Origin of the sequence: Clostridium sp., from assembly GCF_017888565.1 — a bacterium.
Taxonomy (GTDB): domain Bacteria; phylum Bacillota; class Clostridia; order Clostridiales; family Clostridiaceae; genus Clostridium.
Genome location: NZ_JAGHFX010000108.1, coordinates 1 through 16,065 on the forward strand (window position 1 = coordinate 1; position 16,065 = coordinate 16,065).

The 16,065-nt window shown below is 27.6% G+C and carries 14 protein-coding genes and 2 pseudogenes; 15 read left to right on the plus strand and 1 reads right to left on the minus strand.

All coding sequences use genetic code 11. From position 1 onward, the window contains the following. The 14 genes and pseudogenes from J7M87_RS20280 to J7M87_RS20345 all read left to right on the plus strand — a co-directional run. Positions 1-120 (plus strand): annotated as a pseudogene (locus J7M87_RS20280) (mannose-6-phosphate isomerase); the annotation flags it as partial. 373 nt (positions 121-493) lie between these two features. Continuing rightward, entirely contained in the window at positions 494-958 is a 465-nt protein-coding gene (locus tag J7M87_RS20285) for an RNA-binding domain-containing protein (protein ID WP_291654054.1), read from the plus strand. A gap of 122 nt (positions 959-1,080) precedes the next feature. Then, the gene (locus tag J7M87_RS20290; RefSeq protein ID WP_291654055.1) at positions 1,081-2,139 is read left to right on the plus strand and encodes an ATP-binding protein; all 1,059 of its coding nucleotides are present in this window, start codon (positions 1,081-1,083) and stop codon (positions 2,137-2,139) included. 231 nt (positions 2,140-2,370) lie between these two features. After that, complete coding sequence (locus tag J7M87_RS20295) at positions 2,371-3,888, plus strand: type I restriction-modification system subunit M (protein ID WP_291654056.1); 1,518 nt, start codon at positions 2,371-2,373, stop codon at positions 3,886-3,888. Between the two features lie 12 nt (positions 3,889-3,900). Then, positions 3,901-5,160 carry a restriction endonuclease subunit S gene (locus J7M87_RS20300; RefSeq protein ID WP_291654057.1) on the plus strand — a complete coding sequence of 420 codons (1,260 nt, stop codon included), beginning with the start codon at positions 3,901-3,903 and terminating at the stop codon, positions 5,158-5,160. A 31-nt stretch (positions 5,161-5,191) separates the two neighbouring features. Further along, positions 5,192-6,301 (plus strand): phospholipase D-like domain-containing protein, encoded by a 1,110-nt coding sequence (locus tag J7M87_RS20305; RefSeq protein WP_291654058.1) that lies wholly within the window; start codon positions 5,192-5,194, stop codon positions 6,299-6,301. A 143-nt stretch (positions 6,302-6,444) separates the two neighbouring features. Next, positions 6,445-6,660 carry a hypothetical protein gene (locus J7M87_RS20310; protein ID WP_291654060.1) on the plus strand — a complete coding sequence of 72 codons (216 nt, stop codon included), beginning with the start codon at positions 6,445-6,447 and terminating at the stop codon, positions 6,658-6,660. A 158-nt stretch (positions 6,661-6,818) separates the two neighbouring features. Then, complete coding sequence (locus J7M87_RS20315) at positions 6,819-7,559, plus strand: DUF2971 domain-containing protein (protein ID WP_291654062.1); 741 nt, start codon at positions 6,819-6,821, stop codon at positions 7,557-7,559. Positions 7,560-7,921: 362 nt separating this feature from the next. Then, the gene (locus tag J7M87_RS20320; protein ID WP_291654064.1) at positions 7,922-8,197 is read left to right on the plus strand and encodes a P-loop NTPase fold protein; all 276 of its coding nucleotides are present in this window, start codon (positions 7,922-7,924) and stop codon (positions 8,195-8,197) included. Positions 8,198-8,262: 65 nt separating this feature from the next. Further along, positions 8,263-9,783, plus strand: coding sequence for a P-loop NTPase fold protein (locus J7M87_RS20325; RefSeq protein WP_365846481.1), 1,521 nt, complete (start codon positions 8,263-8,265; stop codon positions 9,781-9,783). A 175-nt stretch (positions 9,784-9,958) separates the two neighbouring features. After that, the gene (locus J7M87_RS20330) at positions 9,959-13,153 is read left to right on the plus strand and encodes a type I restriction endonuclease subunit R (RefSeq protein ID WP_291654066.1); all 3,195 of its coding nucleotides are present in this window, start codon (positions 9,959-9,961) and stop codon (positions 13,151-13,153) included. A gap of 16 nt (positions 13,154-13,169) precedes the next feature. Further along, positions 13,170-13,886, plus strand: coding sequence for a SprT family zinc-dependent metalloprotease (locus J7M87_RS20335; RefSeq protein ID WP_291654068.1), 717 nt, complete (start codon positions 13,170-13,172; stop codon positions 13,884-13,886). 38 nt (positions 13,887-13,924) lie between these two features. Next, positions 13,925-14,716 (plus strand): hypothetical protein, encoded by a 792-nt coding sequence (locus tag J7M87_RS20340; protein ID WP_291654070.1) that lies wholly within the window; start codon positions 13,925-13,927, stop codon positions 14,714-14,716. Continuing rightward, a complete protein-coding gene (locus J7M87_RS20345; RefSeq protein ID WP_291654072.1) occupies positions 14,709-15,209 on the plus strand; it encodes a hypothetical protein in 501 nt (166 codons plus the stop codon). Before J7M87_RS20340 ends, J7M87_RS20345 begins: the two co-directional genes overlap by 8 nt. 171 nt (positions 15,210-15,380) lie before the next feature. On the opposite strand, the gene J7M87_RS20350 is transcribed toward J7M87_RS20345, so the two are convergent. Continuing rightward, positions 15,381-15,788, minus strand: a complete 408-nt coding sequence (locus J7M87_RS20350) for a helix-turn-helix transcriptional regulator (RefSeq protein WP_291654074.1) — start codon at positions 15,786-15,788, stop codon at positions 15,381-15,383. Positions 15,789-15,803: 15 nt separating this feature from the next. Between J7M87_RS20350 and J7M87_RS20355 the strand changes: the two are divergent. Beyond that, positions 15,804-16,065 (plus strand): annotated as a pseudogene (locus tag J7M87_RS20355) (mannose-1-phosphate guanylyltransferase); the annotation flags it as partial.

The window sequence follows — 16,065 nt, forward strand, 5'->3', positions numbered from 1 at the left end:
GATTTAGTTATAGTAGATGCTGGAGATGTTATTCTTATAATGGACAAGAGTAAGGATCAAGAAATAAAGCATTTATTAAATGATCTGACTAATAAACCTGAATATGAAGACTACATTTAGAGTGAAATAGTGAAAAAGTTAAAAGTGAAAGAATTAAGGAAAAAATTCCATAGGAATTTTGATATAATATTTAAATTTAGCTTAGCTGAATTTATTTCTTAATTTTCAATTTTAAATTTTCAATTACAAAATAGAGTTATTGCATTAGTAGCGAAAGAATAAGCTAGCGATAACTCTTTTTTGCATGTCAAATAAACCTGATAAATATTATTAAATAAATTTTAAATTAATAAGAATTAGTTTATAAATTAATTGTATAAGAATAAAAGAAGTTAATGGAAAAGAGGTGAATTATATTGGAGATAGATATATATTCAATAGTTGAGAATGAAGAAATAGAATGTAAAGAAGCATCCGGAGGTTACCAAAGGATTTGTGGGAAACTTATTCTGCATTTTCCAATACAAATGGAGGAACTATTTTATTAGGAATAAAAGAAAAGAAGGGTGTATTTAGTGTTACAGGAATAGAAAATCCTGATAATATACTTAAAGATTTATGGGATAATTTAAATAATCCTAAAAAAGTAAGTTCTAACATATTAAATAATTCACTAATTACTATAAAAGAAGTCCATAATAAGAAAATAATATTAATTAATGTTCCAAAAGCAGAAAGAAGAGAAAGACCAGTTTATATAGGTGAAAATCCTTTTAATGAAAGTAAGCATGCAGGAACTTATAGGAGAAATCATTCAGGAGATTATAAATGTTCTATAGAAGAGATAAAGAGAATGATAGCTGATCAGTTAGATGAATCACAAGATAGTATTATTTTAGATGGATTCTCTATGGAGGATTTAAATAAAGATACTATTGATAGTTTTGAAATAGATTAAGATCAGTAAAACCAAATCATCCATGGGTATCTCTTGATGATAAGGCATTTTTATATAAGTTAGGTGCTTATGATAAGGATAGGAAAACAGGTAAAGAGGGAATAACTGCAGCAGGACTTTTAATGTTTGCTGAAGATAGAACTATAACAGATGAGTTTCCTAAGTATTTTTTAGACTATAGAGAAAAAATGTCAGAAGAGATTAGATGGGATTATAGAGTAATATCATCAGATGGGACATGGAGTGGGAATATATTTGATTTTTATTTTAAGATTATAAATAGAATAACAGATGATTTAAATGTACCTTTTAGAATTGTTAATGGAGTAAGACAAGAGGATACTAGAGTTCATGAGGCAGTTAGAGAAGCTGTTGCTAATGCATTGATACATGCAGATTATAGGCTTCCAAGAGGAATTGTTATAGAGAAAGGAAAAACTTTCTTTAAAGTTAGTAATCCGGGAAGTTTAAGAATTACTAGAGAAGAAGCACTAAAAGGTGGAGTTAGTGATCCAAGGAATGAAAATATATTTAAAATGTTTAATCTTTTAGGTGTTGGAGAAAGAGCAGGATCAGGTCTTGAAAATATTCAATTAGCATGGAAGGTACAAGAATGGCTAGCGCCAGATTTAGAAGGGTTATATGATCCGGATAGAATATTACTAATATTAAGAACAGTATCAATGTTACCAGAAGAAAGTATAACTTTGATTAAATCAGCATTGAAGAATAAATACAATGAATTAAGTATAGAAGAAGTAGTGGCATTAGTAGCAGCACATCAAGAAGGATATGTAACTAATAATAGACTTCAACAATTACTTCATACTCATTCTAGAAATAGTAGTAAAATACTAACATCTTTAGTTGATGAAGAATACTTAGAGACTGATGGTATAGGGAGAGGTACAAAATACTATTTAAGTGATGTATTTAAGTATGAATTTATTGAGAATAATGAGTGGTGTGAGGAAAATGATGTAGAATTGTCATTAAATGAAAAGATAGTTTTAGATTTTATAAATAAAAATATATTTATAACTACTGAGTTATGTATTGAAACATTTGGTTTTGGAAAAACAAAAAGTGTATCAATATTCAATAAATTGATAAAATTAGGATTAATAAAGAAAGTTGGATCAGGTTCAAAAATTAGTTATATATTAGCTGATGAAGATTAAAAATTACTATTAAAGAACGATTGCGAACGGTTGCGAACGATAGATTTTAAAAAATATTAAGGTTGTAATTTAAGTGTAAGTTTAAGTTACAACCTTAATTTAATTTTAAATCTTTATAGGCTTATCTAATTAACATAGGATATAGAAGTTATGATAAAATATATTTATATAGTCCACAAGTACATCTAAGATAAAGTGGTATTAAGAAAGAATAGGAATGGAGATATGACTATGGCTAAACTTATGTTACAAGAATTAGAATCAAAGCTTTGGCAAAGTGCTGATATATTAAGAGGAGAATTAACAGGTGCAGAGTACAAAGATTATATATTTGGAATGTTATTTTTAAAAAGAATAAACGACGAATTTGATGAAGAAAGAGAAATTAGAAAACAAGAATTCATTGAAAATGGATTAGAGGAAGATGAAATTTTAGAACTTTTAGAAGACCCATCTATTTATGAAAGTTTCTTTGTTCCGGAGCAAGCAAGATGGGCAAAACTTAAAGATTTAACGTTAAATATAGGACCTGAATTAGATAAAGCTTTTAAGGTTATTGAAGATGAGCCTAAGAATTCAGAGCTTATAGGAGTATTAAGTACAACTAACTACAATGATAAGGAAAAGGTGCCAGATAAGAAGTTATCTCAGCTTTTAATACTTTTTAGCACAATAAATTTAGCAAATTCAAACTTAGCATCAGAGGATATGCTTGGAGATGCTTATCAATATTTAATTAAACAATTTGCAGACCAAGGTGGTAAAAAGGGTGGAGAATTCTATACTCCAACAGAAGTGGTTAAGGTATTAGTTAATATATTAAAACCAGAAGAAGGGGATAGAATCTATGACCCTACTTGTGGTTCAGGTGGTATGTTAATTCAAAGTATAGAATATGTTAAAAAACACGGTGGAAATCCAAAGAACTTAAGTCTTTTTGGTCAAGAGATAAACCTTTCTACATGGGCAATATGCAAAATGAACATGTTATTCCATGGTGCAAAAGGTGCAGATATACAAAAAGGTGATACTATAAGAGAACCTAAACATACTGAAGGTGGAGCTTTAAAGGTTTTTGATAAAGTACTTGCTAATCCACCATTTTCATTAAAAAACTGGGGGGGTGAAGAAGCTCAAAGTGATGCTTTTCACAGATTTAATTATGGAATTCCACCAAAATCTTATGGGGATTTAGCTTTTGTTGAGCATATGTTATCAAGTTTGAACATGAAAGGAAAAATGGCATCAGTAGTACCACATGGAGTATTATTCAGAGGTTCGGCAGAAGGAAAAATAAGAGCAGGATTTATTAATGATGATTTAATTGAAGCAGTAATAGGAATACCACAAAATATATTCTACGGAACAGGAATTCCAGCAGCTATACTTGTTTTAAATAAAGCTAAATCAGAAGAAAGAAAAGGAAAAATCCTATTTATAGATGGAAGCAATGATTTTGTTAAGGACGGAAATAAGAATAAACTTAGAGATAAAGATATAGAAAAGATAGTAAAAGCCTTTGATGCATTTGAAGATTTGGAAAAGTATGCATCGGTTGTGGACATTGAAACAATAAAAGAAAATGATTGTAATTTAAACATAAGTAGATATGTTGATACTACTGAAGAAGAAGAGCAAGTAGATATACAAAAGGTTTTAGGAGAAATAGCAGAACTTGAAAAGAAGGAAGCAGAAACTAAGGAAAAGATTAATGGATATTTAAAAGAACTTGGCTTTGATGTACTGTAAGGTGGTGATTTAGTGAAGAAGATTAGAGAAGGATACAAAGCGTACGAATTTGGAGAAATACCAAGCGATTGGAAAGTTAAAAAAATAGGTGATATATTTAGTGATTTAAGAGCAGGTTCAACACCTAGTAGAAAAATTGAGGATTATTTTACTGGTGATATACCATGGATAACAAGTGGTGAACTAAAATATAAGGTTATTTATGATACTTTAGAAAAAATTACTGAGGAGGCGGTTAAAGATACTAACTTAGAGTTATATCCAGAAGGAACATTTTTTATAGCAATAACAGGATTAGAGGCAACAGGTACAAGAGGAAGCTGTGCTATTTCAGGGGTTGAAGCAACTACTAATCAATCTTGTATGGCTTTTAAGCCTAAAGACGGGTTTTCTAATAAGTATCTATATCATTGGTATAGACTATATGGTGACTATATAGGGCTTAAGTACACTCAGGGAACAAAACAACAAAGCTTAAATAATAAAATTGTAGCAGAATTAGAAATTCCAGTACCTAAATTAGAGGAACAAGAAAAAATAGCTTCAATTCTTTCAACAGTAGATGAACAAATAGATAATGTTGATGGACTTATTAATAAAAATAAGGAACTTAAAAAAGGATTAATGCAGCAACTTTTAACTAAGGGAATTGGACATACAAAGTTTAAGAAGACTGAGATTGGGGAGATTCCTGAGGAGTGGGAAGTTAAGACGTTAGATTTAATAGGAGAAATAGTCACTGGCAGTACTCCTAAAACATCTGAAAAAGATAACTATGGAGATGAATATTTATGGGTATCACCTGGTGATTTAGGAATAAAAAAATATGTAACTGATACAGTGAAAATGTTAAGTCATAAAGGGTTCAGTAAAACAAGAAAGTTACCTAAGGGGGCTATATTAGTAACGTGTATTGGGTCAACAATTGGAAAAATGGGAATATCAAGAACTGAGTTAAGTACAAATCAACAGATAAATTCAATAATATGCAATGATAAGGCAAATAGTGAATTTATATATTATGCTTTAAATTATAATTTTAAGATGTACACAAGTTATATTTCGACACAAGCAGTACCAATAATAAATAAAACTACATTTGGAGAGTTTTTAATACAGATTCCAAGTATCCAGGAGCAAACTAAAATAGCTTTATTATTATCAGAGGTTGATAAAAGAATAGAAGAATATGAAAATAAAAAACAAAAGCTAGAAGAACTTAAAAAGGGGTTAATGCAACAAATGTTAACAGGAAAAATTAGAGTTATTTAAATTATTTTATATATAAATGGGGGAGAGTTTATTGATTATATCTAGTCCAATTAAGGAAGTTACATTTTTAATGTCTAAAGATGAGTTAACATATGAAGAAGTTTTAAATGATTTTAATAATGCAAATAAAATATTTATATTAACTTATAATATATCTAAAGAAAAAAATAGTTTATTAAATTCTTTGAAAGAAGCTGGAGAAGATACTGAAATAAAAATTATTTCTAATATTCCAGGAAGATGGAAAGATTATTTTAAGAGTAATTATGAGCAAATAGCAAAAAGAAATATATATGTTTATAAGAATAAATTGAATCCAAAGCAAATATCAGAAAAAACACAAGTATATTTTTGCTTTTCCAATCATTCTAAAATTATTATGACTGATAATATTGCATATGTAGGTTCTGCTAATTTTTCTGAAGAAAGTTCAAATAATTTTGAAGCAGGGTTTATAACTAGAGATAAAGAATTTATTGAATTTTTGGAAGAAGAAGTTTTTCCATGGATTATTAATTATTCAAGTGAATATGAGATAGATGATAAATTTTTACTTCTTAAGACAGCTGTTTATAATAGTGTATCTATGTTTGAATCGATATATGAAAATTTTCATATGAATTTTTATTTATTAGCTGACCATAGAGGAGAAGAGATATGGTATTATAATAAAACTGAAAATACTATGTGTATTAATGATTTAGAAGAGGCTGGGGAACTTTGTAATAAGTATTTAGAATTATTAGAGAAAATTAATAATTTATTTCAAAATCAGAATATAATAGAAGCTGATATCGATGGTATTGACGATTTGATAGAAGAATCTAATGATATAGTAAATGATATTGAGGAAATATTTTCTGGAACATTATATGATTTAGCTACGTTTAGTAAGCAAAATTATATAAATGAATATTTAGATGATAATGCTTCTGAAGCTTATGATGAAAATTTAGATTATTATGTAGAAAAAGGAATGGATATAGCTGATGAAGTATTTGAGGAATTAGCTGAAAGAGCAAAAGAGGATGCGGATAAGTTACTTAAAGAATTGGTTGCTATGAAGGATATAAGTAAGTTAGTAGTTAATAAGTTTAATGAAATACCAGAAAATTTAATAAAGATAGATAATACTAATTAGAAAATAAGGTAGAGAAATAATATAATAAATATTTATTAGGTCATAGAGGAATCTATGGCTTTTTTCATTTATAAAATAATGTTAGTAATTGTAAAATAGTGTATAATTAAGAATAAATATTATAAAAATTTAGGGGGGTGAGAATGTCGTACTTAGGAAATGAAGAGAGCTTAGTAGAACTACCAGCAATTGAATATTTAGAGAATAAGTTAGGGTACAATTTTATTCATGGAAAAGAATTGACTCATGAAAGTGGAGCTAGGGATTCTTTAGCTGATGTTGTATTGGTAGATAGATTGAGAGCTGTATTAAAAAGCTTAGCTCTTAGATGGATGAAAGTAATTAAGATAGAGCAATAAGTTATATTAGTAGAAGTAATAGTTTAGGAAGAGCTTGAAGTAGATAATAGTTAATCGATAATAAAATAAATATGTATAAAAATGTAAAGAGATTATTATGAGATAAGCTATATTAAGTACAGTATAATTAAAGAATATAGAATAAAGGGAGAGAATAAATGGAGAATAACCTTACTAAATTGGAGCATTACACGAATATTGATTCTTTAGAAAAAATATTAGAAAGTAAAAGTATAAAATTTAGTGCACTAAAAAATATGAATGATAAATTAGAAGGTAAAGCAAGGGATTATATGGGATTTGATAATATAATATTTTGTAGTTCATGGACAAAAGATTCTTCTAAAAAAGGAAGAAAGTATATGTGGGATAATTATACTAAAAAAGAAACAGGAGTAAGAATAACGATGCCAAGTAATCCATTTAAACTACATAAATATAGAGGAGATGGGATATTAGAATGTGAGTCCAAAACTATTTTACCTCCTAAGTATTTTAGTGTTTTAGTTCCCAATGATTTGATTGAATTCAACAAAGTATTAAATAAAGTAGTATATACAGACGATATAGAAAATTGTTTTCCTAAAGTTGTTAGTGAAGATTTTCTGAAAATAAATAGGTTGGGATTACATAAAACTACTGAATGGAAACAAGAAAAAGAGTGGAGATATTTATTAAGATGTATTCCAAGGCAATGTATAAATTTCAATAAAGAAAGTCTGGAGGTATTATTAAAATCAATAGATATTGATGAAATATTTATTGATTTAAAAGATGAGATTATTCCACATATTGAAGTTACTGCATCACCCACTTTAAATAAAAATAATATAGAAAAGTTATTAGATATAGGAAATGAGTATAACATTAAGATAAATATTGATTATGGAAAAGCGTGACATATTATTAGATAAATTAAAGTAGATTAGAAAAGAATATCAAAAGAAGAAGTAATATAAGGCTATAGTTTTAAGATAATATCATTAATAGTTTGAAAATATTATGATTATATAAATATTAAAGGATATTAATATGTTAGATTTCTATAAAAAATATATTTATTGTGAAATAAAAATGTTAAAGAATAATTAAAATAAGTGTGAAGATAATCTGGTTGAGCAATAGGTTGTGGTAAAGCAAGGGATTTAGTTAATAAGTATATTTATAAATTTAGGTACTAAATAAAAGATTAATGATAAAAATAAAATTATAAAGCTAGTGATTATAGAATCACTAGTTTTTACATATATGGAGGGGTTATATGAATAAGAATGTACTAGAGTTTTTAGAATCGTATATTGGGTTGGAAAGTAATCCAGAATATGCGGTAATGTTAAAAGGAAAATGGGGATGTGGGAAAACATGGTTTATAAAAAGGTTTATTGAAAAAGTTATCTCAGATAAGAAATTAAAAAAAAGTGAGCTTGTGTATATTAGTGTGTATGGAGTACAAAATATTGAACAACTTGAGATGGAGTTTATAAAAGCTATACATCCAATATTTAAAAAACTGGATTTAGCATTGTTAGCACTTTAGCAACTGGACTTACATCAGGCAATTTTGATATTAAAAAAATTACAACAGAGCTAGCTGGTAAAAGAATAAAGAAGTCAGACTTAATTAAGAAACTAATAATTATTGATGATTTAGAAAGAAGTGAATTGCCTCCTAATGTCATCTTGGGGTATTTATCCAATTTAATAATAGAACAGGGTATCAGAGTTATATTAGTAGCAAATGAAGATGAGTATATAAAAAATAATTCGAAAAATGAGAAAAATTATTTAAAGGTTAGAGAGAAGTTGATTGCATATAGATTTGAACTTAAACCTAATTTAGATGAAGCTATTAAAAGTTTCTTAAATGATATTGATTTAAAAGAGAGTAAATATTTTGATATTGCTAGGGATGTAGTTAAGAAATTAGATATTAAAAATATGAGGATAATTAGACAAGCGATAATAAATTATAATTACATATTAATGAAGATTTCTAAAGAATTATTAAAGGAATATGAAGATTATATGTATAAAGTGTTTGAAATTAACCTAGTATTATTTACTCAGTTTGCATCTGGAGAACTTGATATAAAGGATAAAGAGATAATATATAAGGTAATAAGCTGCTATTATAAATATAATATAAGTTTAAATAAATATAATGAAGATAATAAGGATAAAGAGAAGGATATATGGGCTTTTATGTATTTTGGTAAAATTCCATTAATTGATAGCTGGGAAGATATAATTATTAATGGGATTTTTGATAATAATTTAATAGATAGGAATATCAAAGATGATAATGTAGCTACTATTGAAGGAGAAAAAGATAATGTTTATTTTATACTAAATAATTTTTATTCATTAGCTCCTAGTAGACTTAAGGAAGTAATAAGTACAGTAGAGAGAGAGTTTGAACTAGGGAAATATGTGGATATTGGAGATATACTACATATTTATAATTTGTGGTCATTATTTGCAAGGGAAGGAGTTATCAATAGAGACAAGCAAGCTTTAGATGAATGGTTTAATAAAATCATAAATAAGAACAAAAATTTATTATCTGGATATAAAAAGGACTTATGGTCAGGTTATAATGGATTTGCGTATGATGAGACAGAAGAATTTAATCAACTTAAAAATAGGTTAATTAATATTGCTGAAGAGAATCATAAGTTAATGGTAAGACAAAAACTAGAAAAGGAAATAAATACAGATTTCAATTTGAAGACATTTATTGATAATTTAAATTTGGATAATAGTAATTCGGAAGAAAGTCTTAAATATTACGATATGCCAATTTTAGATATGATTCTAATAGATGAATTATTTAATAAACTAATAGAGGATACACTTGAAAATCAAGATTTATTTATCTATGCTCTTAAGAAAAGGTATGGAGTGATATATGCAAATGGTACTCTATCTAAGAAATATGTTAGTGAATTTGAAGCAGTAAAAAAAATTTATAAGCAATATAATGATTATTTAAACAATACTAGTTCTTTATACAATACTAAAGTAATTAGATATAGATATTTTATACAAGAGTATAAGGAGATAATTGATTATATGAAAACACAAATAGATGAAATATTAGTGAGTTCAAATGCTTATTCTTAGTAAAGTAAGATTTAGTTACTATCTAATGAAACTATTAAATTAAGAAGCTGTCAACTGAAAAAATATATATAATTAACTAGAAAGTCATAGAGAAATCTATGACTTTTTTTAGGTTAATAATTGTAAAATAGTGTATAATTAAGATTAAGTATTATAAAAATTTAGGGGGATATAAATGTCGTACTTAGGAAATGAAGAAACCTTAGTAGAGTTACCAGCAATTGAATATTTAGAGAATAAGTTAGGGTACAATTTTATTCATGGAAAAGAATTGATTCCTGCAAGTGGAGCTAGGGATTCTTTAGCTGATGTTGTATTAGTAGATAGATTAAGAGCAGCATTAAAAAAGCTTAATCCTTGGATGGATGAAGGTAATTTAGAGAGGGCGATAAGATATATTAGTAGAGCTGATAGTTTAGGTACAAGTTTGTTGGAGATAAATGAAAAAATTTATGATATACTTGTAGATTTAAATTTTACAGTAGAGCAAGATTTATATGGAGATGGTCAAAAGAAGAAACATACTGTTCACTTTATAGATTGGGAAGATGCTTACAATAATGATTTTTTAGTAGTTCGTCAATTTGAAGTTCAAACTTTAAGTGGAAAATCCATTTTTCCTGACATAATTATTTTTATAAATGGGATTCCTGTAGTGGTTTTAGAAGCTAAGTCTCCTTTTTTAGAAAAAGGCAGCAATGAAAGTATTGGAAAGAAACAAGCTTTTGAGCAATTAAGAAGATATATGAATGTTAGAGATGAAGCTTTAGGGGAAGGAGCTCCAAGATTATTTTATAGCAACTTCTTTACTGGAATTTTAAATAGATACAATGCTTATGTTGGAACAATAAGTTCAAAATATAATCATTATTTACAATGGAAGGACCCATATCCATTTAAGAAAGAGAAAATAGAAAACTATAAGGATTGTGGACAAAATATTTTTATTCAAGGATTTTTAGAAAAGAAAAATTTACTTGATTTAATGAGGAACTTTATTGTTTTTGAAGCTGATAATGGAGCTATTATTAAAAAGGTTTGCAGATACCAACAATTTAGAGCGGTTAATAAAGCTATAGATAGAATTGAAAATGGTAAAGACAAGCTTTCTAGAGGTGGTGTTGTTTGGCATACCCAAGGCTCAGGTAAGTCATTAACTATGGTGTTTTTAGCAAGGAAGATTAAGAGAACTAATGGGTTAAAGGATTCTACTATAGTAGTAGTTACAGATAGAATAGACCTCGATAAGCAGATATTTGGCACATTTAATAGAACTTTATCAAAGATTACAACACCAGTTAGAGCTGATAAGATTGAATATATGAAAAATTTATTATCTAATCCACAGCCACAAATAATAATGACAACTATTCAGAAGTTCCAAAATGAAACTGAAGAGAAAGCAGTATTATTTGATGGTAAGAAGACTATTCAAAAATATGCTGTTGAGTATCCTGTTTTAAGTACAAAACAAAATATTATTGTTTTAGCAGATGAGGCTCATAGAAGCCAATATAAAGATACAGCATCGAATATGAGAATAGCATTACCTAATGCTGTATTTATTGGATTTACAGGAACTCCAATAGATAAAGAAGATAAATCAACAAAAAGAACTTTTGGAGAATATATAGATAAATATTCTATTAAATCAGCAGTGGATGATGGAGCTACGGTTAAAATTGTATATGAAGGAAGAAGACCAGACTTACAGGTAGTTGGTGAATCTTTAGAAGATTTATTTGATGAAGCTTTTGATGATAAAAGCGATGAAGAAAAAGCTGAAATAAAGCAAAAATATGCTACTAAAAGGGCTATTGTAGAATCAGAAGAAAGAATAAATGATATAGTAGTAGATTTACTACATCATTATAAAGAACAAATACTTCCTAATGGATTTAAAGCTCAAATAGTATGTGTATCAAGAGAGGCTTGCGTTAAGTATTATAATGCTTTAAATAAGCATATGAAAAATATATTAGGAGAAGGCTTTGAAGCTAAGGTAATATTCTCAGGTAATAATAATGACCCAGTGCATTTAAAGAAGCATTTTTCAACAAAAACACAGCAAGATGAGTTAGTGAATCGCTTTAAGCAACCATTAAATAAAGATAAATTAAGTTTTTTAATAGTTAAGGATATGCTATTAACAGGATTTGATGCTCCAATTGAGCAAGTTATGTACCTTGATAGACCATTAAAGGAACATACTTTATTACAAGCAATAGCAAGAGTTAATAGAACATTTACTAGAGAGGTAGACCCAACACTTGAGACTAGCATAGTGAAAAAAGTAAATATAACAAAACAATGTGGATATGTAGTTGATTACTATGGAATATCTAATTATCTTGAAGAAGCATTAGCTATATTTGATAAAGAGGAATTAGGTAAGCCTATGGATTCATTAGATGATTTATATAATGAGATGCTAGCTTATAGAGAAGCTATAATGAGCATGTTTAGAGGAATAAATAAAAATGACTTAGATGCATTAGTTAATAAAATTGAGCCAGAGGATAAAAGAGCAGAATTTGAACTTATGTATAAAAAATTCTCTGGAGCAGTAGAGAGTTTGTTACCTAGACATGTAGATACAGATATATTAAATGATTTAAAATGGCTTTCATATATTAGAGCAGCAGCTAAAGCTAAATTTAATCCAAGTGATTCAATAGATATATCTGACTGTGGAGAAAAAGTTAGAGAAATAATAGGAAATCACTTAACGTCATTAGGAGTTAAAGCCTGGATTGCTCCAATAACTTTATTTGAAAAAGACTTTAAGGCTAAGATTAATACATTAAAGTCAGATGAAGCTAAAGCATCAGCTATGGAGCATGCTATAAAGCATACTATAAATATTAAAATGAAAGAAAATCCAGCTTATTATGAATCATTATTGGAAAGACTTCAGAAGATATTAGAAGAAACTAAAATTAATTGGATTGAAAGAAAGAAAAGACTTGAAGAGTTTATAAATAATGATGTAGAACAAGGTACTACAGATGAAGCAAGTAATTTAGGACTTGATGAGAAAGAATTTGCTTTCTTTAAGATAGTTAAAAAGTACCTAGACGAAGATAGTGATGGAGAAGCTGATTTTGTTGCAAAGGAAGATAAGGAAGCATATGTAAGTAATGAAACTATAGAGTTATCTAAAGAAATAGCTAAGGATGTTAAAAATGTAGTTAAGGATAATTATATGATTGATTGGGTTACTAACCCTACAAAGACAAATGATATTCAAAGAGCTATAAAACTTATGTTGATTAAGAAGTATGCTAAAAAGTTATCTAGAGATGTCAGAGAAAAAATAATGGAACCATTATTAAATTTAGCTAAGATACATTTTGATGCTTTAAATTAGAGAGATGAGGAAAATAATGAGGTACAGTATTAAGTACGGAACAAAAGATATAGAATTCAGTGTTGAATTTAGAAATAGAGATACAATGAGTATTTCAGTAGAGCCACCTAATGATATTTTAGTGGTAGCTCCTACAGGAATTCCAGAAGAAGAAATAAAAAATATAGTAAAATCAAGAGGTAGTTGGATAGTTCAAAAACTTTTTGAATTTAGGAACATAGAAGCTAAAAGGGTTAACAGGGAGTTTGTAAATGGAGAATCTTTTATGTACCTGGGAAGAAATTATTCTTTGCAAATACATGTAGATAAAACTTTACAGAATAACTCAAAAGTTAAACTTTTCAGAGGAAAGTTCCATGTTTATGTTAAAGAGAAAAGTGATGAACTTATTAAAGAAGTTATGGAGGCTTGGTATAGAGAAAAGACTGAAGAGCAGGTAAAGAAAAGAATTAAATATTATCAGAAGTTCTTTGATATAAAACCAAGTGATGTTAAAGTTAAGGAACAGAAGAAAAGATGGGCTAGCTGCACATCAAATAATGAACTCCTATTTAACTGGAGATGTGCAATGGCAAAGGCTACAGCTTTAGATTATATAGTGGTACATGAGATGTGCCATATGTATTATAAGAATCATTCACAGATATTTTGGGACTTATTAGCTTCTGTTATGAGTGATTATGAAATCAGAAAAGAATGGCTTAGGGATTATGGGATAAGAATGGATTTATAAAAATAAAAATTTAAATAATTATAAATGGGGGGATTTTAATGTATAAATGTTATAGATTAGAGAATAGTGAGGAACTTAAAGATTTAGTAAGTTCTTATGAGGAATGTGGAAAACAAATAATGGAAGGTAAGAAAGCTAATATACGTAAAGACCTGGATGAGTATTTAAGAAAAGACGGATTCATAGATTTTACTAATATGCAAGAAGATTGGTTTCCAGCAATAAGTGCAGATGTTTTTATATCTCATTCTCATAAAGATATAAGTCTTATAAATGCTTTAGTTGGATGGCTTACAATTGAGTTTAAAGTAGATGTATTTGTAGATTCTTATATTTGGGGCTATTGTAATGATTTACTGAAGGAAATAGATGAAGAATATTGTAGACATAGTAATGGAGTTTCTTATGATTATGATAAACGAAATATATCTACAACGCATGTTCATATGATGCTTTCAAATTCATTAAACAAAATGATAGATAAAACAGAATGTGTACTTTTTGTTGAAACTGATAATTCATTAAGTGTTAAGAATAATATTGAGACAGGAACAACTTCAGCTTGGATTTATTCAGAACTAATAACTACTAGTTTGATAAGTAGAAGAATTCCAAAGAGACTTAATAATAAAAATGTTGAAATAAGAGAAAAGTACTCTGGTATTTTCCATAATGAAATTAATTCATTATATAGGGTAGACCTAAGTCATCTTATAAAATTAGATATAAGTGATTTAAAAGAGATAAGCCAAAAAGAATTAAAGGGAGAAAAGCCATATCTAGATGAGTTATATAAGACTGTAAATGCAGAGAGGGTATTAAATGGATAAAGATTTTAAACCGAAAATTGATTTGCACAATGTATTAGAAAAGGAAATTAACTTAATACAATCATGTATAAATAGGATGTCTCAAAATTCATTTTATTTAAAAGGTTGGTTAGTCTCTCTTGTAGGTATATTATTGGCTCTAAAACCAACGAATTTAATTTTAATAAATATTTGTTTGATAATAATTTCAATTTCTTTTTGGTATTTAAATGCTACATATTTACGTTATGAAAAGCAATATAGAGAATTATATAACTGGGTAATCAAAGAAAGATTAAAAGGAAACAATAAATTTTTATATAGTTTGGATATAAATAGATTTGATAAAAATGTAGATAGTAGAATAAAGATAATGTTTAAAAATACAACACTATGTTTTTATGGAACAATAACATTAATATTATGTTTATTATTAGTAATATTAATTTACAATCAGGGGGGAACAGGTGTGGAAAGCTTTATAAAGTGGATTAAAGTTATACTTAATTTCTAATAATTATTAAAAATTAGGCAATTAAGCGGTTGTGGTATACCACAACCACTTAATTACCTAATAATAATTAATAAAATGAAGAGAAAATAGACAAGAATTTACCTTGAATATTTTCTCTTTTTAACATTAAATATATAATTATTTGTCGATTTTATGGACTCATTATTTTTTTTAGTTGAGTAAATTGACTTCGAGTAGGATATTTTTTTTATTTTCAAAATAGCCTATTGTAACTGGACTAAGCTTAGCTAATTTAGCAAAGTCCTTCTGATTAAGATTTAATGATTGTCTGTGCTTAAGTATTATCTCTGAGTAATTTTTACTAAGTACAAATCTATAATATTTGTCATATAATTTGTTTGGTGATACTTTTATTAAATTACAAAACTCCAAGAAGTCAGGTGGTCTTAAATAACCTTCATCAAAACTTAATTTGGGGTGACTATCAAGAAATATATTTATTCCTTGATAAAAATCTTCTAATGTTACTCCAAGAGCAGAAGCTTTATCAAAATACTTTTCGTAAAGGTTGAGTCTATTAGCCTCTTGGAAGAGATTAAATTCTAGGTGTACAAGCATCTCAAAGGGGTCAAGCGAGCAGATGTGATATTAAGAGAGATAGAAAAATATCTTCCTCAATTATATAAATCATTAATGGAGATATATAAACACATTGGAGAAGATGATGAAGAGGAAGTTATAAATGAGCAGTATTCATTAATAGATGGCATATCAATAGATTTTGGTGTTATGCAAAAGACCAGAAGGGGTTTTGTTATAAAAAGTGACTTTATATGGGATGACATAGGAAGTTTTTCAGCATTAAGCAGGTATTTAGAAGAGAAGAAAGATAATA